The sequence below is a fragment of the Selenomonas sp. oral taxon 137 str. F0430 genome (genome assembly GCF_000183625.1).
Classification (GTDB): Bacteria; Bacillota; Negativicutes; order Selenomonadales; family Selenomonadaceae; genus Centipeda; species Centipeda artemidis.
The window spans coordinates 403,587-422,991 of record NZ_AENV01000005.1 but is presented as its reverse complement, the minus strand read 5'-3'; the positions used below and the strand labels follow the sequence as shown (position 1 = coordinate 422,991).

The following is a 19,405-nucleotide window of genomic DNA, read 5'->3' as shown; positions in this document are numbered from 1 at the left end:
TTATTTTCCTCCCAGTTCCTCATCCGTCAAGAGATGCCCCATCTTTTCCTTTTTCACCGTCATATAGCGGCGGTCAAACTCGTGCGTGTGCATGACGATCGGAACGCGCTCGACGATCGTCAGCCCGTAGCCCTCGAGCCCCGCGCGCTTGGCAGGATTATTCGTCAGCAGGCGGATGGTCGAAAGCCCGAGATCGGCGAGAATCTGTGCGCCGATGCCGTAGTCGCGCAGATCGGGTGCAAAGCCGAGCTCGACGTTCGCCTCCACCGTGTCGCGCCCCTGATCCTGCAAGGCATACGCGCGCATCTTGTTCGCGAGCCCAATGCCGCGTCCCTCCTGCCGCAGGTAGAGCAGAACTCCCTCGCCCTCCGCCTCGATCGTGCGGAGCGCGGTGCCGAGCTGATCGCCGCAGTCACAGCGCATCGAGCCGAGCGCGTCGCCCGTCAGGCACTCGGAATGCACGCGCACGAGCACGTTCTCCTTGCCGCGCACATCACCCTTGACGACCGCGAGGTCGCAGCGTCCGTTCAGGCTGTTCTCGTAGGAAACAAGGCGGAAATGCCCGTATTTGCTCGGGAAATCAACGTCCGCCACCTGATGCACGAAGTTCTCCGTGCGCGTGCGGTACTCGATGAGCGATTTGATCGTGATGATGTTCAGTCCGTGTTTTTTCGCAAACTCCTTGAGCTGCGGCGTGCGCATCATATGCCCGTCGTCCGCCATGACCTCACAGCAAAGCCCCGCCGGATAAAGCCCTGCGAGCCGCGCAAGGTCGGTCGTCGCCTCGGTATGCCCCGCGCGGCGCAGGACGCCGCCCTCCACCGTGCGCAGTGGGAACACATGCCCCGGGCGGCGGAACTGCCCCGGCTTTGCCGCGGGATCGATGAGCAGCTTCACCGTGCGGCAGCGCTCAAACGCGGAGATGCCCGTCGTCGTGTCGTAGGCGTCGACGGAGACGGTGAACGCCGTCTCGTGATTGTCCGTGTTGTTCTCCACCATCTGACCGATCTGCAGCTCGTCGAGACGGCTGCCGATGATCGGCGTGCAGATGAGCCCCTTCGCATACGTCGCCATGAAATTCATATGCTCCGGCGTCAGCTTCTCGGCGGCAACGATGATGTCGCCCTCGTTCTCACGATCCTCATCGTCTACGACGACGAGCATCTTTCCGTTTTTAATATCCTCGATTGCCTGTTCAATCGTTGCAAAATCCATGCGTATCTCTCCTAAAATCCGCTGCGCAGAAGAAGCTCCTGCGTCAATCCGCCCCCCTGCCCCGGCGCGTTCCCGCCGAGCAGCTTCAGCGCGTATTTTCCTAAAATATCCGTCTCGATATTGATGGGACTGCCCGTCTGCTTCGTGCCGAGGTTCGTCACCGTGTGCGTGTGCGGGATGAGACTGACGGTAAAATCCGCTGTGCCGACGCGCGCGACCGTGAGACTGATGCCGTCGAGGGCGACGGAGCCTTTTTCCACGATGCCGCGCAGGAGCTCCGCGTCCGCCGTGACGGTCATAAGGATCGCGTTGCCCTCCTCTCGAATGCGCGTGATCCGCCCCAAGCCGTCGATGTGCCCGCTGACGAAATGTCCGCCCATGCGCGTCGTCGGCAGGAGCGCCCGCTCGAGGTTGAGCTGCGCGCCGCGCACAAGCCCCGCGAGCGACGTGCGCCGCACGGTCTCCGGCATGACGTCCGCACGAAAGCCGTGCGCATCAAAATGCGTGACCGTAAGACAGATGCCGTTGACGGCAATGCTGTCGCCGATGTGCGCGTCCGATACGACGAGATGCGCGCCGACGGAGATTGCGCCGCCTGTGAAGCCCTCGAAGGAGCCGACCTCCTCGATGATGCCCGTAAACAACCGCTCACCCCCCGTACTGCGGATAGCCCGTCATGAGGATGTCCGCGCCGACCCGCTCCACCGTCGTATCCGTGAGACGGAGCGCCGCCTGCGGACTTTCAAAGCCCGCACCGCCGACCGCCGTTGGGGCATCCGCCCCGCCCATGAGCATCGGCGCGATGAAAGCGCGCACCTTGTCCACAAGCCCCGCCGAGAGAAACGACCAATGCACCGACGCGCCCCCCTCGACAAAGACCGAGGTCAATTCCTCTCTCCCGAGAAAATCCATGAGCGCGGGAATGTCCACCCGCTCCCGCCCAAAGGTCACGACCTCCGCGCCGCACGCCTGCAACAGAGCCGTTCGCTTCGGCGCGGCGCGCTCGCTGACGGCAATGATCGTCCGCGCCGCCCCGTCCGTGAGGAGCTTCGCATCGTGCGGCGTCCGCGCCGTGCTGTCGAGCACAACGCGCACGGGATTTTTCCCCGTGCGGTGCGGCAGGCGCACCGTGAGACTCGGATTGTCCGCAAGCACCGTGCCGATCCCGACGAGGATCGCATCGTGCGCGTCGCGCCACTCGTGCACGCGCATGCGTGCCTCCGCGCCCGTGATCCACTGCGACGCGCCCGTCCGGCTCGCGGTCTTGCCGTCGAGCGTCATGGCGGTCTTGAGCGTCACGAAGGGACGCTTCGTCACCACCCATTTGAGGAACACCTCGTTCTGCCGGCGCGCCTCTTCCGAGAGAACGCCCGTCGTGACCTCGATGCCCGCCGCGCGCAGCCGCTCGATGCCATGCCCCGCGACGACGGGATTCGGATCACTGAGCGCCGTTACGACGCGCGCAATGCCCGCCGCGATCACCGCTTCCGCGCAGGGTCCCGTACGCCCGTGGTGGGAACACGGCTCGAGCGTTACATAGAGCGTCGCCCCGCGCGCGAGTTCCCCCGCCATGCGCAGCGCATGAATCTCCGCATGAGGCTCGCCCGCCGCGCGGTGCCAACCGCTCCCGACGACGATGCCGTCCCGCACGATCACCGCGCCCACCAACGGATTTGGAGACGTGCGCCCGCGCGCGAACTCTGCAAGGTGCAGCGCCTCCCACATAAAATGCTCGTCACGCGCTCGTTGTTCGTCCATCGTTATCCACCCAAATAAAAATACCGCCGAGAATCTCTCTCGGCGGCACACAAATCGTCCATAAAAGACGCGCCTTTTCCCATCCGGACTGCGGAGTTGCCTCCTTCACCGTCGGCTTCGGAATCTCACCGAATCGTGCCCCGCGGAGCGGCATCTGTGCCGTCCGTCACGGGCTTGCGGGCTGTACCGCCGGTGGGGATTTTCACCCCGCCTCAAAGAGCATCGCTTTGTATATTGTAACACCCAATATTTACGCTGTCAATCGTCAATCTTTACCGCGCGCCGCGTCTCCTCCGCACGGCGCACCACCTCGTCGAGGGGCGCACCGCAGACGGCGGCGACCGCTGCGACGACGCTGCCCTCCACGACGGGACAATCCGCCATGCGCAAGAGCGTGTCCTTGCGCTCGTCCAGGATCGTTTCCACGGTCAGGATCGAACTGCCCGCATCCACAAGGATGACCACGCCGTCCGCTCCGTACACCGCATCGATCGCATGTATGATGCGCGCATAGCTCGTCCCGAACGCGCCGTTTTCCATGCCGCCCGCGGTCGCGATGCGGGCATCCTTCGCCATCATGCGGCAGGTCTCCACGACCCCCTTGGCGAGCGCGGGGCTGTGCGTTACAATCACAAGGCCGACCATATTATGCACTCCGATTCCGTCCGCCAATGGCGCACACGAGACCTGCGCACGCGGCGGGAAGCAGCGTCCCGGCGTTCGGCAGGATATTCAAAATCATCGGTCCCACCGAGTGATCGTGCGCGATCATCGTGCCCGCCGTCCAGCCGAGAATCGCCGCCCCGATCACGATGAGCACGGGGTACCGATCCATCAGACGAGCGATGAGCTGACTGCCGCCGACCACGATCGGAATGCTGATGATGAGCCCGATCACGACGAGCAGGAAATGCCCCTGCGACGCGCCCGCAATCGCGAGCACATTGTCCAGCCCCATCGCGGCGTCCGCAACGATGATCGTCTTAACCGCGCCCGCGAACGTATCCGCCGCTTTGACATGCGCCTCCTTCGACGGGCGCATGAGTTTCACCGCGATCGGCAGGAGAACGAGCCCGCCGAGCGCCTGCAAATACGGCACGGTCAGCATCTCCACAGCAAAGAACGTCATGATGAGACGCACGAGCACCGCGCCCGCCGTGCCGACGTAGATCGCCCGCGTCCGCAGCTGCGCCGGCAGACGGTTCGACGCCATCGCGATGACGACCGCATTGTCCCCCGCGAGCACGAGGTCGAGAACAATGATCGAAAAGAGCGCCACAAAGAACTGTGACGAAAAGAGTTCGATTTCCACAAATATCTCCTTATTTCGCCATCAGCTTTGCGAGTTTCTGCGCAAAGGCGACGGGATTCTCCGGCAGGATGCCCTCGATGAGCAGCGCCTGCGTGTAGAGGAGGTCGCAGTAGTCCTTGAACTCCTCGCTCTCCTTGCCCGCCGCGTGGACGCGCCGGAGCTTTTCAAAGAGATCGTGATGCGGGTTGATCTCGAGGATGCGACGCGCCTTGAACATCGGATTGTTCATCTCGGCAAAGGTCTGCTCCATCGAGAGCGAGGGACCTGCCTCATCCGCCACGAGACAGACCGCGCTTGAGCGCAGACGCTGCGAGATCTTGACCTCGGCGATCTTGTCCCCGAGTACTTCCTTCACGTCCTTGATGAGATCGTCGTTCGTCTTTGCGATCTCCTCGGTCTCCTTCTTCGTCTCCTCGCTCTCCGCATCGCCGAGGTCGAGATCGCCGCGGCTGATGGAGTGAAACGGCTTGCCCTCGTACTCGTGCACGGTCTCGATCGCGAACTCGTCCACGGGATCGAGCAGGAAGAGCACCTCAAGCCCGCGTTCGCGCAGCTGCTCCATCTGCGGGAGCTGCTCGATCGTCGCCTTGTCCTTCGCCGTCGCGTAGAAAATGCTCTTTTGGCTCTCCGGCATCCGCGCGACGTATTCCTTCAGCGAGACGAGTTTGCCCTCCTGCGAGCTCGTGAAGAGAATGAGATCCTTCAGCTTGTCCACGGTCTCACGCCCGGAATACATGCTGTTGTAGATGCCGATCTTGAGCGAGCGGCCGTATTCGTTCCAGAACTTTTCGTAGCCCTCACGGTCTTTTTCAAGTTTTTTCCCGAGCGTCTTGAGGATGTTTTTCTCAAGGGCGCGCCCGATGGTCTTGAGCTCGCGGCTCTGCTGGAGGAGTTCGCGCGAGATGTTGAGCGACAGGTCGGGCGAGTCGACGAGCCCCTTCATAAAGCGCAGATAGTCCGGCAGAAGATCCTTGCATTTGTCCATGATGAACACATGGCGCGAATAGAGCTGAATGCCCGGCTCGTAGTCGGACTGGTAGAGGTTGAACGGCGCGCGCGCGGGGATCTCGAGGAGCGCCGTGTACTCGACCGTGCCCTCCGCCTTCGTGTGAAAGACCTCCATCGGCGCTTCCCACTCGTGAAATTGGTTCTTGAAAAAGTCGTTGTACTCCTCTTCCTTGATCTCCGATTTTGCGCGCGTCCAGAGCGGCTGCATCGAGTTCAGCGTGCGCAGCTCCGTCTTTTTGACCGGCTCCGCGCCCTCGACGATTTTCCCCTCGGCGTCGCGCGGAAGCTCCTCCGTCGTGACGTTCATCTTGATCGGGTAGCGCACATAGTCCGAGTATTTCTTCACAAGACGTTCGAGCGTGTAGGTGTCCGTGTAGTCCGTCTCGCCCTCGGTGAACTCCTGCGCAAGGCGGATCGTGATGGTCGTGCCGCGCGATTCCTTCTCCGCGTCCTCGACCGTATAGCTGCCGTCGCCCGTCGACTCCCAGCGCGTCGCCTGCGTCTCGCCCGCACGGCGCGTGACAATGGTCACGGATTCGGCGACCATGAACGCGGAGTAGAAGCCGACGCCGAACTGCCCGATGAGATCCTTGTCCGGTGCACCGCCGCTCTCCTCCTTCGCCTTTGCGAGCTGCTCCATGAACGCCTTCGTCCCGGATTTTGCGATCGTGCCGATGTTATCGACAACCTCGGCGCGCGTCATGCCGATGCCGTTGTCGGAGATCGTCAGCGTTTTACTCTCCGCGTCTGGCACCAAGAAAATCTCGTAGGCGTCGTTTCCCTCAAGAATGTCGCGGTTTGTCAGGCTCTCAAAGTGAAGCTTATCGATCGCGTCCGACGCGTTCGAAATCAGCTCGCGCAAAAAGATCTCACGGTTCGTGTAAATGGAATGGATCATCAGATCCAGTAATTGTTTCGTCTCGGCTTGAAACTCATGCGTTTCCTTTGCCATAATATCGCTCTCCCTTACGTGCAACTATTTTTGTATATCGTTTCGTCTTATACGACTCGATTTCTATGCTCTATATTACACAAAAAACGGCAAAAAATCAAATATCATTTCCCTTTTTCCTAAATAATGCGTCCGACGGGATTTTTGTACACTGCGTTTGCAATTCGCAGCGTTTTGCATTATACTCATTTTTAGATATTGTTTATCATCTGTATAGGGAAAAGGAGATTTTATCATGGACAACGAACAGAACACACAGCCGGGCACGCAGAACGCCGCCCCCAAGGCTCTCATCGTACAGTCGACGAAAAATGCCGGTCTCGCCGCCGGGCTCGCGCTCTTCTTCGGTCCCCTCGGTATGCTCTACTCGACGATTAAGGGCGCCGTCGTCATGCTCATCGTGAATCTCATCGTCGGTCTCTTCACGGTCGGGATCGGATTAATCATAACCTTCCCCATCGGCGCCTTCTGGGCGTATAAGGCTGCGGTGAAATACAACGAGAATCTGCTCTCGGGCGTGCAGCAGGGATAACCTGTCTTCCATGATAATATCCGTACGGTCGTGTTATCATGAGCACAGATATTTACAATGTGCATGAAACGGAGGATATGATGAAACGCACCTCATTCGGCGCACTCACCTGCGTCGCTGCACTCGCCGCAGCCCTCCTTCTGCCTGCGGGACACGCGGCGGCGGAGGAATATCCCGCGACGCTCAGCACGAGCGGCACAAGCGTCACCTATGTCACCCCGGACACCGCCGCGATCACGGTCGGCGTCGTCACGGACGCAAAGGACGCAGCAAAGACACACGCGGACAACGCCGTGCTGACGGCGCGCGTCCACAAGGCGATGAAAGAACTCGGCATCGCAAACGCAGACATTCAGACAACGCATTATGATTTCTCGCAGCGCTGGGACACGCGCGATGACGGAAAAACGGAACTCGTCGGCTACACCGCGCAGAATATGATCGCCATCACCGTGCATGACCTTTCAAAGGTCGGTCGCGTCATTGACGCGGCACTCGCCGCAGGGGCAAACCGCATCGATTCGCTCGAGTTCAGCGCAAGCGATCTCACGGCTGCGAAAAAAACAGCGCTCGAGGCAGCGATGAGAGACGCGCGTGCAAAGGCGGATGCGCTCGCCGCTGCGGCTGGTGTCCGCATTGTCCGTATTGCAACGATCTCCTTTACGGATGTCCACGCGCAGCCGTACAACAGCGTGCGCTATTCGGCAATGGTAAAAGAGGCCGCAGCCGACTTTGGCGAAACGCCGATTGCGGCAGGCCGTCTCTCTGTCGAAGGGCTTGTGAACGTCACCTATGTCATCGAATAAACCGGCGCGGCTCTCCGCAGTAGAGGCGATTCGCGGCATCTCCATGATGGGCGTCATCGGCATCCACATTGGCGCAGAGTACCTTGCAAACCCCTCGCCAAATCTTCATCTCACAGCGCTTTTTGACATCGGCACGCGCTTTAGCGTGCCGATTTTTTTCTTCATCTCTGCGTTCGGGCTGTTCTATGGGCAAAATCCCGCCGTACCGTTTTCCTACCGCGCATTTCTCCGGCGGCGGTGGCACGCGGTCGCCCTGCCCTATCTCGTATGGTCGCTCTTTTACATCCTCCACGACGCGTGGCATTACGGTATGGGCATACCGCCGCTGCTCTCCATTCCGGGGATACTCTTCTTTGGGAATGCGAAATATCAGCTCTACTTCATGGTCATCCTCATCTGGTTCTACCTCCTCATGCCGCTCTGGCGCGTCCTGCTGCGGCATATGACGCTCCCGCGCCTCGGCGTTCTGCTCGCCGCGCAGGTCGCGTTCGACTACTGGTCGAGCTTTGACAGTGCGTTCAACCTCTATGTTTACAGCCTGCCCGAGGGAACACTCCTGCGCGCGCTGCTCTTTTATCGCCTGAACTATTGGGTCATGCACTACGTCTTTATCTTCCTGCTCGGCGGGTATCTCGCCCTGCATTTTGACGCGTTCCGCACGCTGATGGAGCGACGGGCGCGAAGCCTTTATGCATTTGGACTTCTCAGCCTCGGACTGCTCCTCGCGTGGTACTACAAGCTGATTCTCATCGACGGGTACACCCCGCTCGAGGCGATCTACACCGCGCATCAGCTCTCGCCGCTCGGCATCCTCTATACCATAGGAGCGTCGCTTGCCCTCTTTGCGTTCTTCACGCGTCTCGGCACGCAGAACCTGCTCGGGCGCGCCTTTCAAACGCTCGGAAAACACTCCTACTTCATCTACCTCGCGCATCCCGTCGCGATCACCTACCTGCTGATGCTGATCCACGCGCACGGATACGTCCTCACCGCCCCCATCGCCCTTGGGCTCTACACCGCCACCCTCCTCCTCACCCTCTGCTCCGCCATCATCGTGCGAGGCATCGGCGACCGTGTGCCGATCGTCAACGCACTGACCATTGGGATACAAAAAAGAAATAGAAACAAAAAAGATAAGGATAAACGCCTCGTCCTTATCTTTTTTGATGCAGAATTTTCTCGATAATCAGTGCGAATGAACCACCGTGCCGTGAGCGGTATCTGCCGCAGCCATTTTTAAGCCATGCTTTTTTGGCAAGGCAGATACCCGAACGGTGCAGAAACATTTTGCGACACAGCTAGGCGCGAAAATCCATTCACGATCTAGGAGAAGCGGAAGTTTCGATGCAGAGCAAGGAATGAGGAGGACACAAGGGCAGGCGTAGTAAAAAGCTACGTCAACCGACGTGTCTGATCGAATGACACAGCTATGCGCCAAAATCGCGCGTCACGCAGCGTAGAGATGTTTCAGCTAGACGAGCCAAATATCGCGCCGTCTGCGGAATCCCCGCCGGATCGACCGTGAACTGCGGATGATGATTCTCCGGTCCCAGCCCCGTCCCGACGAATGCAAAGCAGCTCTCCATCGTCTCCTGATAATACGCGAAGTCCTCTCCCGCCATCCACGGTACGGCATCCACAACGGTAAATCCCTCCCGCTTTGCCACGTCCGCCGCGAGTTCATTCCAACGCGGCGTATTCACCACGGCAGGCGCGCCCGACTTCCAAGAGATTTCCACATGCCCGCCGAGCCCCGCGGCGATCCCCGCGGCGAGTTCCTCCATCCGTTTCTTCACCAGCACACGGTCGTTCGCATCGAAGAGCCGAATCGTTCCTTCCATCCATACCCGCTCCGGCAGCACGTTCCACGTCGTCCCGCCCTCAATGTGCGCGATGCTCACAACGGCGGCGTGCAGCGGGTTCACGTTGCGTGCGGCGATCGTTTGTGCCGCCGTCACGAACTGCGCTGCCATCACGATGGGATCGCATCCGCGGTCGGGCTGCGCCGCATGCGTTCCCACGCCCGTGAACGCGATCTCGAACTTATCCGTGGACGCCATCATGCCGCCCGCGCACAGCCCAAATGTCCCCACCGGATAAAGGGGACGCGTATGAATGCCGAATATCGCAGTCACACCGTCAAGGACCCCCGTATCGAGCACACAACGCGCCCCGCCGGGTGCCTCCTCCGCCGGCTGACAGACGATATAGACCGTCCCTTCGAGTGCCGCTTCCCGCTCTTTCAGCAGGAGCGCCGCCGCAAGCACCGCCGCCATGTGAAAATCATGCCCGCAGGCGTGCATCTTCCCTTCCGTTAAAGAACGATACGGCAGATCGGTCGCCTCGGTCACCGGCAGCGCGTCGATATCCGTCCGCAGCGCAACAATGGGTTTTTCCCCCGATCCGATCGCCGCCACAAGCCCCGTCTCGAGAGGCACATCGAGCACACGTATGCCAAAGCGTTCAAACGCTGCCCGCAGGCGCGCCGTCGTTTCAAACTCCTCATAGGAAAGTTCCGGATGCGCGTGCAGCCAGTAAAACTCGGCGCGCGCAAACTCCATGATTTCCTGCTCCGTCATCATTTCACCCCCATATAGGAAAACAGTCTTATGCACCCCGGCAAAAGAGGGACGCGCAAGACTGTTTTATATTGCACAATACGGATTAGAGTCCCGCATCCTGCTTCAGTACGGCGGCTTTGTCCGTCTTTTCCCACGGCAGATCGACGTCCGTGCGGCCGAAATGCCCGTACGCCGCCGTTTGACGATAGATCGGACGGCGCAGGTCGAGCATTTTGATGATGCCCGCGGGGCGCAGGTCAAAGTTTTTCTGTACCAAATCGACGATTTTCTCCTCGTCGATCTTGCCCGTACCGAACGTATCCACCATGATGGACACGGGATGCGCCACGCCGATGGCATATGCAAGCTGGATCTCAACGCGGTCGGCAAGCCCTGCCGCGACGATGTTCTTCGCCACATAGCGCGCCGCATACGCCGCGCTGCGGTCGACCTTCGTGGGGTCTTTGCCCGAGAACGCGCCGCCGCCGTGCCGCGCCCAGCCGCCGTAGGTATCGACGATAATCTTGCGCCCCGTCAGTCCCGAGTCGCCGTGCGGGCCGCCGATGACGAATTTTCCCGTCGGGTTGACGAAGTATTTCGTCTCCGCGCGCAGGAGTTCTGCGGGAATGATTTCCTTGATGATTTTTTCAATCATATCCTTGCGGATGGTCGCAAGGTCAACCGCCTCGTCGTGCTGCGTCGAGATGACGACCGTATCGACATAGACGGGCTTCCCGTCCTCATAGGCGACCGTCACCTGCGTCTTGCCGTCCGGGCGCAGATAGGAGAGCTCACCGCTCTTGCGCGCGTCCGTCAGGCGGCGTGCGAGTTTATGCGCGAGCACTGTCGTCAGCGGCATGTACTCGGGCGTCTCGTTCGTCGCGTAACCGAACATCATGCCCTGATCGCCCGCGCCGATCGCATCCGCCGCGTCCATCTTGCCTTCGCGGGACTCGATCGCCTCGTTGACGCCCTGCGCGATGTCGGGCGACTGCTCGTCGAGCGAGACGAGAATGCCGCAGGTGTCGGCGTCGAACCCGTAGCTCGCGTTCGTATAGCCGATCTCGCGCACCGTCTGACGGATGATCTTCGGAATGTCCACATAACACGACGTCGAAATCTCCCCAACCACATGCGCCTGCCCCGTCGTCACGAGCGTCTCACAGGCAACGCGTCCCTGCGGATCCTGCGCGAGAATCGCATCGAGGATGCTGTCGGAAATCTGATCGGCGAGTTTATCGGGATGCCCCTCGGTCACGGACTCGGATGTAAACAACATTTTTTTCATACAAAAACCTCCCCCGGTTGTCGAAAAATATTTTACCAAAAAGACATCCTCATCCCCACAAGAAAAGCCTCCCTATCAGATGGGAGGCTTATGACCGCTCTCATCTCATAGGCTGCTCCGCCTAAAGGAATTGGCACCGTTGACCAAAACGTCATGGTTGCCGCAGCTTCATAGGGCCCGTCCCTCCACTGCTCTGGATGAGGTATATTCTCTTCTATACGTCGCATTGTAACGAAAGTGCGGGGCGTTGTCAAGGGGCGGTCGGGAGATTTTTTTAACGCTTTAACTTTACTCATGAATCATCATCGAAAGAACCGGCAAAACCGGTCGCACTGATAGCACATTCTGTCAATGGCAGTGACAATTCCTTGCTCTCACATGCCGCCACCGCAAGGCGCTCAAATTGTACTTTTCTATAACTTATTTTAGACCAACAACCAGAATAAGGTTCATCTCCCTTATGACCATTCAACGGAATAACATCTCCCGTCCGTATGTCATAGATCCCAAATTTATTCTGCTTTATACGCTCCATACAAAAGGCATCATGATTTCCAAACTTCGGCCGCCGATCATCCTCTTGGAGCGTAGAGGTTGACGACCGGCGAAACAATATGCCGCCTTCCATGTTTCCATATATATTCCAACAGCACGTACTGCCGTAACCATGGTGCCATTCCTGCAGGACGTTCCCTTGCAGATCGACAACGAGGCTGACGTTTGGCGACTCACTCCACAGCAGCAGACTCTTCCCCTCTTCATACCATCCTTTCAGCAAATATGCCGTCCCGACGGGCAGGGAAAATAGTCTTTCTTCTTCCTCATCATGAACGAACACGACAGCCAAATCCTCACTGCGCACACATATCACACCGTCGCCATACTCGATCGGCTGACTGTCACGCTGCGACGGTTCTCCAAAATTCTTAAGCCTGCATTTTGTATAAAGTTCTCTTGCCTTGCCGCCGCTCTTAGGGATCATATAAATACGATCGGAAGGCCACCGATCCTTTGGGACAAGAGGAATCTCATTCCCAACGAACGTAATGTAGAATTTATCATCAAATTCATAAAGATCCCACGGGTATAACTCAAGTTCCTGGTCCGGCCAATCAATAGGAATTTCTGCGACCCCCTCCTCCGTCAAATGAAAAAGATGCGGCCTCACCTTTTCTATCTCGGCTTTCGACTCTGCGAGACAGCAATTATAATCCAACTCTACGAAGAAATATATCCCGGATTCTGTAAGAACGGAACTCCCTATCCGGTATCCACGGGGTATTGCCTGTGACAGATCGATCTTCACCTCATCGGTGACACGGTTCGGATTGATAACTACAAAACCGGGCCGCGAATGATCCTGCAAAAAAATGCTGCCCGAGAACCTTTGTGCAGCATCACATTTCTGCACAGTAAAAAGCGACATACACACGGCGAACAGCATAAAAAAGATGCGCATTGATATCATAATCATAGGACTCCCTTCAGCAACAATCTCTTCTCTCACCATACACCTCTCAACATAAATCGCATCACAGCATCTCATGTAAAGCTCTTCCTATACAATATAAAGCTATGCGGGAAGGTCTACGCCCCACGTTTTTTCTTTTGGCGTCGGCACTTTGATATCCGCAAAGCCCTCCGTCCAATGCGTCTGATTGATGCCGTAGGGCATGATATGAAAGCACTCCTGCGGATGATAACAAAAGCCCGGCAGATGCTCAAAACGCGTAACGGCCTCCTCTGCCGCTGCCCTCGAATCATAAACGCCGATAAGTTTCCCTTCGGCAAATGACCTCACGCGATACACATGCTCTAAGATGTAAACATAACGCGCAACCGCATCTCCCCCGCTGTTCGTTCTTTGTAATGTGCGGTGTGCCGCTCCCCGCGTCTGCGATTCGTACCAAATTTCACACTCGTCGTATTCGTCGCCCTCATCGACTGCGTGATAAAATCCTCCTTTCCAATCGGCATCTTCATTTAACCGATAAATTTCTACAGAAAAATGCTCTCGTGAAAACTCCTTAAGGAATCACTGATAAATAGTGGATAATCACAGCCAGCTGATCCGCAGACACAAATTTCACAAATTGCAATACAAAAGAGCGTGCAACACTGCTCTCATTGCCCCTTTTTCTTCCCCGAATCGCCCATTTCACCGGGAAATTTTGGAAAAAGGGCGCACTTATCCCATTGTCATGCAGAACGCCCTCTGCCTTCCTGCCCTCAAACACATGACGAGGTTCGCCGATGCAAAGAGCAGATAGTAACGGAGCAGGTTCTTCTTGATGCCACGATACCTTGTCCTGCCCGCTTGGAACAGCCGCTTCACAATGAGGAACGGATGCTCCACCTTGCAGCGGATGGAAGTTTTCTCGTGTTCGATCTTCTTGTCCCAGTTGACTCCTGCATACGCCTTTGTTGTGCGGTTCTTTGAAGGTCTTTTCGCAATACGGTAATCCACGCTCGATAGATGAGGATCTTCAAGGATTTCTGCGCGCTTTTCCACGCCGAGATACCCAGAGTCCCCATAGACGCTGTGGTCATCCGCTCGGATCAATGCGTGCGCCTGCACGATGTCATGCACGTTGGCTGCTGTCCCTGTGATTGTATGAACGTAGCCTGTTGCCGCATCCGTACCGGAATGAATCTTCATGCCGAAGAACCATTGATTCCCTTTCCTGACGGAGTGCATTTCAGGGTCGCGGGTCTTCGTGGTGTTCTTGGTCGAGCTTGGTGCATGGATGATGGTGGCGTCAACGATGTACCGCCGTGCATGATGAGTCCTGCGGCGTCCAGCCGCTCTTTCACGTCGTCGAACATCTTGCGGGTGATGTCATGCTTTTCCAGCAGGTGTCGAAAGTGCAGGAGTGTCGTAGCATCCGGTGTCCGTTCGATGGAGAAGTCGATCTTCAGGAAGCGCTTCATGGCATAGCTGTCATAGATTGCATCCTCGATTCCCTCGTCCGAGAGACCGAACCAGTTCTGCATGAGATACATGCGCAGCATCGTTTCGAGCGGGATTAACTTCCTGCCACGCTCTTTCTGGACGTAGAACGGCGCAATGAGTTCCATCCATTCTTTCCAAGGGATGATGGATTCCATGGCATCCAGGAAGGCTTCACGCTTTGTTGTTCTGTTACGGTTTGCGTATTCCATGTCTGTAAATGTTTGCTGCACCATTTTTGTCTCTCCCTCATCGTTTATTGTTTTTCTCTATTGTAATCTTTCAAGGCAGAGTTGCGCAACATAAGAATTTATCAGTGTTTCCTTAAAACCGCTGAGATGCATAATCCGCTCGACGGCTTCCTTCGCCCTCTTTTCCGAAGAATACGCGCCGATATATTTCACTTCATCGAAGTCAGCAACCTCATAACTGTGCTGAACAAGATGGATCTGCTCCATAAATGTTCCCCTTATTCTTGGCAACGCTAAGCCGCTTCTCAGCTTCCTCCAATGTTAGCCAACCTCTCTCCTCGCCGGATTGTTTTCCTTGTTCAAGCTCGTTCATGAGACGACGTAACGCCCGCATTTTCTCCAACGCCCGCATGTCCAAACTATTATCTCCCTTCTGTCCATATATCATTTTACCACAAGTCCATAATCTATATGACATAAAATGCACACTCCCAAAATGATGGGGGCGTATTTTTTGCTGTATTCCCCCGTTGTAATACAAAAATATAAACTATACTTTGCATTTTTGTAGACAAAATTGTAAAGTATAGTTATAATTACTGCAAAGGCAGGTGACGCAGAATGTCCATCATCAACAAGGAAAACATCCTAAAGGTACTCATAGGCTACAATCCTTGGTGGAAAACCGGTACGGTAATCCCCGCTCTGACAAAGCATTATAAGCGCTTTGCTTTCTACGAGACAATGGCTCGTTTAGCGGAAACAGAGATGCGCCGCATCCTCGTCCTCAGCGGTATGCGGCGCGTCGGCAAAACGACCATTCAATACCAGTTAATCGAGGCGCTGCTCGCGCGCGGAATTTCTCCACAGCGAATTCTCTTTATCTCGATGGATCACCCAATGCTGAAACTCAGCGACTTTCAAGAAATCCTCGACTGCTATCATGAAAACATTTATGTTGATCATGATGTTTACTATTTTTTTGATGAAATTCAATACGTTCGGGACTGGGATAAATGGCTCAAGGTCATCTATGACAGCACACCGGAGACACAGGTCGTCGCAACGGGGTCTGCAAGCCCCGCGCTGATGAAGGGCAATCAAGAGAGCGGCGTCGGCCGTTGGTCGGTAATCCCCGTCCCGACGCTGTCATTCTACGAATATTGCAACCTCCTGTCACTTGACCGCCCGCAGCTGCCGGAGGACCTCAAAGCGACCGATCTGCCCTATATGCAGCGTCCGCAGCAGACCGAAATCATGCTCCAGTTATCCAAGGTGCAACAGCACTTTACCCGCTACCTGCAAGTGGGCGGATTTCCTGAACTTGCACTTGCAAGCAACGACATTCTCGCACAGCAAATTATGCGGGAGGATGTCGTCGACAAAGTGCTCAAGCGCGATCTTCCCTCGCTCTACGCCATCCGCAACATCACGGAGCTGGAGCGCATCTTCCTCTACCTTTGCAGCGTATCTTCAGAGATTGTCTCCGTCGATGCGCTCTCAAAAGAGCTGAGCGGCGTCTCCCGCCCCACCGTAGAGAACTACATCCGGTTTCTGGAGAGCGCCAATCTCATCTATCGGAGCTGGCCCATCGACATGGCGGGCAAGCGCGTTCTCAAAGCGCGCCCCAAAATCTACATCGCCGACGCCGCCATCAGAAACGCCGTCCTCATGGACGATACTCTGCTCACCGATCCGATTCAGATGGGGAAAATCGTCGAAACGGCCGTCTACAAACACGTCGCCGCATTCTATTATCGATATGTCACCTCCATCGGTTATTTTCGCGGCGGAACAAAGAACAAAGAAGTCGATATTGTCATTGACTATCCGATGGCGAAAAAAATACTCATCGAGGTAAAATATCGTGAAAATACGACCATCTCGGATGACGACGCCGTCAGCGTGCTGGCAGACGAGGCGTCGGCTGCCATTGTCATTACAAAGACGGCAAATGATCTAGGTCTGCAAATGACGAAAACAAGGGCAATCCTCCTTCGTATTCCGGCATTTGCCTTTCTCTATCTGCTCGGCAATGCCGAGCGGCACGGTTATCACTACATCTCCTAACGATAAGAACCTGATGAATCAACTCTCTGCGCTAATTCATCAGGTTCTTTTTCTATGCGTTTCACTGTATCAGAGTTTCGTCCCGTGTTTCGGCACAAAGAACGCGCTCATATCGACGCCCTCGTGTTCGAGGAGGGCAATCTTCATCGGGAGACCGCCGCCGTATCCGGTGAGGCTGCCGTTCGTTCCGACAACGCGATGACAGGGGATGATGATGGAGATGGGGTTGTGCCCGACGGCGCCGCCGACGGCCTGCGCGGACATGCGGGACTTGCCGGTCAGAGCGGCAATCTCGCGCGCGAGCGCACCGTAGGTAGTCGTCGCGCCGTAGGGGATGCCGCAGAGCAGATTCCATACAGCGCGACGGAACGCGCTCCCGCGCGGGGCGAGGGGGAGTTCTGCGATTGCGGGGCGCTCTCCCGCGAAGTACCGCGAGAGCCACGCCTTTGTCCGTACGAGGAGCGGCGTCTCGCGCTCCTCTACGCTCTTCCCGTGCAGATCGGACATGTAGTCCTGCCCCGCGATCCAGAGGCCGATCAGCGCACCGCCGCATTCGGCGATCAAGATATCCCCGAGCGGGGATGCGTAATGCGTGGTAAAGATCATCCAATCACCTCCCGAGGAATATTTCATGTGTGCCGTCACTGTTCATCGCCGCATGAGAGCGCGAACCGGACATAAACATACGACCTTCATTCTACCGCTTAGTATAGCATAAATCGGCGCGTTCCTCCATCCCCCGGAATACCAACGCCATCCATCCCCTGAGAATCTTTCCACAAAAAAAGCCGCTGCATGTGTTCTCCATACGGCAGCCAGTGCTGCGGCGGTATGACCGCCATTCGTGATTTAGTTCATCGCTTAAAAGATCGGATAGCCGCCGTCCCGCGTAATTTTTCCTTCGTCGAGGTTCGTGATTTTCTCTCCCTTTTGCCGGGCGAGCACGGCGCGCAGGACATAGGCGGCCTCGCCCTGCCGCAGTTGTTCTTGTCTGATAACGCCGCCGACTCCTCCGCCCCTGACATGGCGGGCAATATATCCCGGGGTTCTGTCGGGCGCGGTGAGGAATACGCCCCCGTCCGCGGTGATGTCGCCTGCCTCGAGGAGAGCCCCGAACGGCTCAAAGTCTGTGTCCTTGTCATAGGTTCTATCGAACGCGGGAACATAGTACTGGAGGCAGCGCCACTCGCCCGTTTTCTTATCGTGGCGGAACCGATACGCGTACAGGTCTGCCTCCCCATAGATGCCGGCATTTTCGTCAACCGTGCGGCGCAGACCGTCTACGCTGTAGTAAGTATAACGTGCGTCCGAATGACGCTCAATACTGTCCATGTCAATCGTTGCGATATACATCGCATCAACGCCGACCTACTCGGCATTCCAATAGGAATGCGTATACCGCCCCACCTCCGCCCAATCCTTCGCGGCGGCGGTACTTGCGCTCATACAGGCGCAAAGAACAGCGCAGAGCAGGACGAGTAATCTACAAGATTTCCACATGAACATCTCCTCCTTACAAAGCGTATTCTCGGCGGTGTTCTCCCCCTATCTCCGGTTTCTCCGCTCCAACTCATCCGCCAATCGATCGAGGATGATACCCGCGAGCTCGGATTTCGCCATGAGGGGATGTTCTTCTGCTCTGCCGTCTTTGAAAAAGATTTTGACGCGGTTCGTGCCGACGGAAAAGCCCGCGTCCTTTTCGGCGACGTTGTTGGCGACGATGAAGTCGAGGTTCTTCTTCAAAAGCTTGCCCTGCGCGTACGTCTCGACGTTCTCGGTTTCGGCGGCGAATCCGACGAGGACTTGCCGTGTCTTTTTCCTGCCGAGCTCCATGAGGATGTCGGGGTTGCGCGCAAGCGTGATCGTCAGCTCGCCGTCGGACTTCTTTATCTTTTGCGGGGCGATCTCGGCGGGTCGGTAGTCGGCGACCGCCGCCGCCTTGACGACGGCGTCGGCGTTCTCGTACTCCGCCATGACCGCGTCGTACATCTCCCGCGCGCTCCGCACATCCACGCGGCGCACGCCCGCGGGGGTATCAAGATGCGTGGGGGCGGAGACGAGGATGACCTCCGCGCCGCGCCGCGCCGCCTCCGCCGCGACGGCATAGCCCATGCGCCCGGTGGAACGGTTGCTGAGGTAGCGCACGGGGTCGAGCGCCTCCTCAGTTCCGCCTGCGGTGACGATGATGCGCCGCCCTGCAAGGATCTCCGCCGCAGCGAAGTGACGCTCGACAGCGGCGACGATCTCCTCCGGCTCAGGCAGGCGTCCCGCACCCGTTGTACCGCACGCGAGCAGCCCCTCTGCGGGAGGGATCACCTGTACGCCGCGATCACGCAGGCGCATGACGTTCTCCTGCGTGACGGGGTTCTCCCACATGCCCGTATTCATTGCGGGTGCGATGTAGAGCGGGGCGCGCGTGGCAAGCACGGTTGTTGTAAGGAGGTCGTCGGCGATGCCCGCCGCCGCCTTTGCGATGAAATTCGCCGTTGCGGGCGCGACGAGGACGAGATCGGCAAGCTCGGCGAGCGCGATGTGCTCGACGTGATGCGCAGGAACCTCCATCCACATGCTGGTCGCGACTGCCTGCCCCGTGATCTCGCGAAAGGTCAGCGGCGCGACAAAGGACGCCGCCGCCCGCGTCATGACGACGCGGACTTCGGCGCCCGCCTTTTTCAGTCTGCTTGCGATCTCGACCGCCTTATATGCGGCGATGCCGCCCGTCACGCCGAGTACGATGCTGCGTCCCGCAAGAGTTCCCATGG

At 57.3% G+C, this 19,405-nt stretch carries 21 protein-coding genes and 2 riboswitches; of the genes, 4 read left to right on the top strand and 17 right to left on the bottom strand.

The features are described 5' to 3' along the window. The 6 genes from HMPREF9162_RS03345 to htpG form a co-directional block, all read right to left on the bottom strand. Nucleotides 1–1,215, bottom strand: coding sequence for a bifunctional 3,4-dihydroxy-2-butanone-4-phosphate synthase/GTP cyclohydrolase II (locus tag HMPREF9162_RS03345; protein ID WP_009752719.1), 1,215 nt, complete (start codon nt 1,213–1,215; stop codon nt 1–3). A gap of 11 nt (nt 1,216–1,226) precedes the next feature. Further along, nucleotides 1,227–1,859 carry a riboflavin synthase gene (locus tag HMPREF9162_RS03340; protein WP_009752616.1) on the bottom strand — a complete coding sequence of 211 codons (633 nt, stop codon included), beginning with the start codon at nt 1,857–1,859 and terminating at the stop codon, nt 1,227–1,229. 4 nt (nt 1,860–1,863) lie between these two features. After that, nucleotides 1,864–2,973, bottom strand: a complete 1,110-nt coding sequence (gene ribD / locus HMPREF9162_RS03335) for a bifunctional diaminohydroxyphosphoribosylaminopyrimidine deaminase/5-amino-6-(5-phosphoribosylamino)uracil reductase RibD (protein ID WP_037350118.1) — start codon at nt 2,971–2,973, stop codon at nt 1,864–1,866. A 67-nt stretch (nt 2,974–3,040) separates the two neighbouring features. Beyond that, nucleotides 3,041–3,196, bottom strand: a riboswitch (FMN riboswitch). A gap of 35 nt (nt 3,197–3,231) precedes the next feature. Further along, the gene (gene dhaM / locus HMPREF9162_RS03330) at nt 3,232–3,618 is read right to left on the bottom strand and encodes a dihydroxyacetone kinase phosphoryl donor subunit DhaM (RefSeq protein WP_009752585.1); all 387 of its coding nucleotides are present in this window, start codon (nt 3,616–3,618) and stop codon (nt 3,232–3,234) included. A gap of 1 nt (nt 3,619) precedes the next feature. Next, complete coding sequence (locus HMPREF9162_RS03325; protein ID WP_009349665.1) at nt 3,620–4,285, bottom strand: TerC family protein; 666 nt, start codon at nt 4,283–4,285, stop codon at nt 3,620–3,622. A gap of 10 nt (nt 4,286–4,295) precedes the next feature. Beyond that, nucleotides 4,296–6,245, bottom strand: coding sequence for a molecular chaperone HtpG (gene htpG, locus HMPREF9162_RS03320; RefSeq protein WP_009438297.1), 1,950 nt, complete (start codon nt 6,243–6,245; stop codon nt 4,296–4,298). Between the two features lie 235 nt (nt 6,246–6,480). Here htpG and HMPREF9162_RS03315 point away from each other — a divergent pair, with 235 nt between their 5' ends. From HMPREF9162_RS03315 to HMPREF9162_RS03305, 3 genes are read left to right on the top strand one after another with little or no spacing between them, the layout of a single operon-like run. Continuing rightward, nucleotides 6,481–6,777, top strand: a complete 297-nt coding sequence (locus tag HMPREF9162_RS03315; protein WP_009752593.1) for a hypothetical protein — start codon at nt 6,481–6,483, stop codon at nt 6,775–6,777. A 38-nt stretch (nt 6,778–6,815) separates the two neighbouring features. Further along, nucleotides 6,816–7,583, top strand: coding sequence for an SIMPL domain-containing protein (locus tag HMPREF9162_RS03310; protein WP_009657350.1), 768 nt, complete (start codon nt 6,816–6,818; stop codon nt 7,581–7,583). Beyond that, nucleotides 7,570–8,769, top strand: a complete 1,200-nt coding sequence (locus HMPREF9162_RS03305; protein WP_009438249.1) for an acyltransferase — start codon at nt 7,570–7,572, stop codon at nt 8,767–8,769. Before HMPREF9162_RS03310 ends, HMPREF9162_RS03305 begins: the two co-directional genes overlap by 14 nt. Nucleotides 8,770–9,010: 241 nt before the next feature. Here HMPREF9162_RS03305 and HMPREF9162_RS03300 read toward each other — a convergent pair whose 3' ends face one another. From HMPREF9162_RS03300 to HMPREF9162_RS03275, 7 genes are all read right to left on the bottom strand, one after another. After that, complete coding sequence (locus tag HMPREF9162_RS03300) at nt 9,011–10,165, bottom strand: amidohydrolase (RefSeq protein WP_009438299.1); 1,155 nt, start codon at nt 10,163–10,165, stop codon at nt 9,011–9,013. Nucleotides 10,166–10,247: 82 nt separating this feature from the next. Continuing rightward, the gene (gene metK, locus HMPREF9162_RS03295) at nt 10,248–11,432 is read right to left on the bottom strand and encodes a methionine adenosyltransferase (RefSeq protein ID WP_009752588.1); all 1,185 of its coding nucleotides are present in this window, start codon (nt 11,430–11,432) and stop codon (nt 10,248–10,250) included. 97 nt (nt 11,433–11,529) lie between these two features. Next, nucleotides 11,530–11,636: riboswitch (SAM riboswitch) on the bottom strand. Between the two features lie 88 nt (nt 11,637–11,724). After that, the gene (locus HMPREF9162_RS03290; RefSeq protein ID WP_050782866.1) at nt 11,725–12,942 is read right to left on the bottom strand and encodes a hypothetical protein; all 1,218 of its coding nucleotides are present in this window, start codon (nt 12,940–12,942) and stop codon (nt 11,725–11,727) included. 63 nt (nt 12,943–13,005) lie between these two features. Further along, entirely contained in the window at nt 13,006–13,242 is a 237-nt protein-coding gene (locus tag HMPREF9162_RS03285; RefSeq protein WP_254655347.1) for a hypothetical protein, read from the bottom strand. 5 nt (nt 13,243–13,247) lie between these two features. Beyond that, on the bottom strand, nt 13,248–13,409 hold the full coding sequence (locus HMPREF9162_RS12585) for a hypothetical protein (protein ID WP_217490378.1): 162 nt from the start codon (nt 13,407–13,409) through the stop codon (nt 13,248–13,250). A gap of 211 nt (nt 13,410–13,620) precedes the next feature. Further along, a protein-coding gene (locus HMPREF9162_RS12320) for an IS5 family transposase (RefSeq protein ID WP_175282243.1) occupies nt 13,621–14,615 on the bottom strand; the annotation gives its coding sequence in 2 pieces (ribosomal slippage) (nt 13,621–14,198 and nt 14,198–14,615; 996 coding nt in all). 36 nt (nt 14,616–14,651) lie between these two features. After that, complete coding sequence (locus HMPREF9162_RS03275; RefSeq protein ID WP_009752562.1) at nt 14,652–14,840, bottom strand: hypothetical protein; 189 nt, start codon at nt 14,838–14,840, stop codon at nt 14,652–14,654. 354 nt (nt 14,841–15,194) lie between these two features. Here HMPREF9162_RS03275 and HMPREF9162_RS03270 point away from each other — a divergent pair, with 354 nt between their 5' ends. Beyond that, a complete protein-coding gene (locus HMPREF9162_RS03270) occupies nt 15,195–16,643 on the top strand; it encodes an ATP-binding protein (protein ID WP_009438220.1) in 1,449 nt (482 codons plus the stop codon). Between the two features lie 69 nt (nt 16,644–16,712). Here HMPREF9162_RS03270 and HMPREF9162_RS03265 read toward each other — a convergent pair whose 3' ends face one another. From HMPREF9162_RS03265 to coaBC, 4 genes are all read right to left on the bottom strand, one after another. Continuing rightward, entirely contained in the window at nt 16,713–17,249 is a 537-nt protein-coding gene (locus HMPREF9162_RS03265) for a methylated-DNA--[protein]-cysteine S-methyltransferase (protein WP_009752679.1), read from the bottom strand. Between the two features lie 255 nt (nt 17,250–17,504). After that, entirely contained in the window at nt 17,505–17,996 is a 492-nt protein-coding gene (locus tag HMPREF9162_RS03260; RefSeq protein ID WP_009752524.1) for a hypothetical protein, read from the bottom strand. A gap of 15 nt (nt 17,997–18,011) precedes the next feature. After that, nucleotides 18,012–18,143 (bottom strand): hypothetical protein, encoded by a 132-nt coding sequence (locus HMPREF9162_RS12860; RefSeq protein WP_256359069.1) that lies wholly within the window; start codon nt 18,141–18,143, stop codon nt 18,012–18,014. 45 nt (nt 18,144–18,188) lie between these two features. Next, a complete protein-coding gene (coaBC, locus tag HMPREF9162_RS03255; RefSeq protein WP_009438213.1) occupies nt 18,189–19,403 on the bottom strand; it encodes a bifunctional phosphopantothenoylcysteine decarboxylase/phosphopantothenate--cysteine ligase CoaBC in 1,215 nt (404 codons plus the stop codon). Nucleotides 19,404–19,405: the final 2 nt, after the last annotated feature.

What these genes read in the sequence shown, in the direction of transcription:
- HMPREF9162_RS03345 (WP_009752719.1), bottom strand. Translation starts at nt 1,215, where the DNA reads ATGGATTTTGCAACGATTGAACAGGCAATCGAGGATATTAAAAACGGA.
- ribD (WP_037350118.1), bottom strand. Translation starts at nt 2,973, where the DNA reads ATGGACGAACAACGAGCGCGTGACGAGCATTTTATGTGGGAGGCGCTG.
- dhaM (WP_009752585.1), bottom strand. Translation starts at nt 3,618, where the DNA reads ATGGTCGGCCTTGTGATTGTAACGCACAGCCCCGCGCTCGCCAAGGGG.
- htpG (WP_009438297.1), bottom strand. Translation starts at nt 6,245, where the DNA reads ATGGCAAAGGAAACGCATGAGTTTCAAGCCGAGACGAAACAATTACTG.
- HMPREF9162_RS03315 (WP_009752593.1), top strand. Translation starts at nt 6,481, where the DNA reads ATGGACAACGAACAGAACACACAGCCGGGCACGCAGAACGCCGCCCCC.
- HMPREF9162_RS03310 (WP_009657350.1), top strand. Translation starts at nt 6,816, where the DNA reads ATGAGCACAGATATTTACAATGTGCATGAAACGGAGGATATGATGAAA.
- HMPREF9162_RS03305 (WP_009438249.1), top strand. Translation starts at nt 7,570, where the DNA reads ATGTCATCGAATAAACCGGCGCGGCTCTCCGCAGTAGAGGCGATTCGC.
- HMPREF9162_RS03300 (WP_009438299.1), bottom strand. Translation starts at nt 10,165, where the DNA reads ATGATGACGGAGCAGGAAATCATGGAGTTTGCGCGCGCCGAGTTTTAC.
- metK (WP_009752588.1), bottom strand. Translation starts at nt 11,432, where the DNA reads ATGAAAAAAATGTTGTTTACATCCGAGTCCGTGACCGAGGGGCATCCC.
- HMPREF9162_RS03290 (WP_050782866.1), bottom strand. Translation starts at nt 12,942, where the DNA reads ATGGTGAGAGAAGAGATTGTTGCTGAAGGGAGTCCTATGATTATGATA.
- HMPREF9162_RS12585 (WP_217490378.1), bottom strand. Translation starts at nt 13,409, where the DNA reads ATGCCGATTGGAAAGGAGGATTTTATCACGCAGTCGATGAGGGCGACG.
- HMPREF9162_RS03275 (WP_009752562.1), bottom strand. Translation starts at nt 14,840, where the DNA reads ATGGAGCAGATCCATCTTGTTCAGCACAGTTATGAGGTTGCTGACTTC.
- HMPREF9162_RS03270 (WP_009438220.1), top strand. Translation starts at nt 15,195, where the DNA reads ATGTCCATCATCAACAAGGAAAACATCCTAAAGGTACTCATAGGCTAC.
- HMPREF9162_RS03265 (WP_009752679.1), bottom strand. Translation starts at nt 17,249, where the DNA reads ATGATCTTTACCACGCATTACGCATCCCCGCTCGGGGATATCTTGATC.
- HMPREF9162_RS03260 (WP_009752524.1), bottom strand. Translation starts at nt 17,996, where the DNA reads ATGTATATCGCAACGATTGACATGGACAGTATTGAGCGTCATTCGGAC.
- HMPREF9162_RS12860 (WP_256359069.1), bottom strand. Translation starts at nt 18,143, where the DNA reads ATGTGGAAATCTTGTAGATTACTCGTCCTGCTCTGCGCTGTTCTTTGC.
- coaBC (WP_009438213.1), bottom strand. Translation starts at nt 19,403, where the DNA reads ATGGGAACTCTTGCGGGACGCAGCATCGTACTCGGCGTGACGGGCGGC.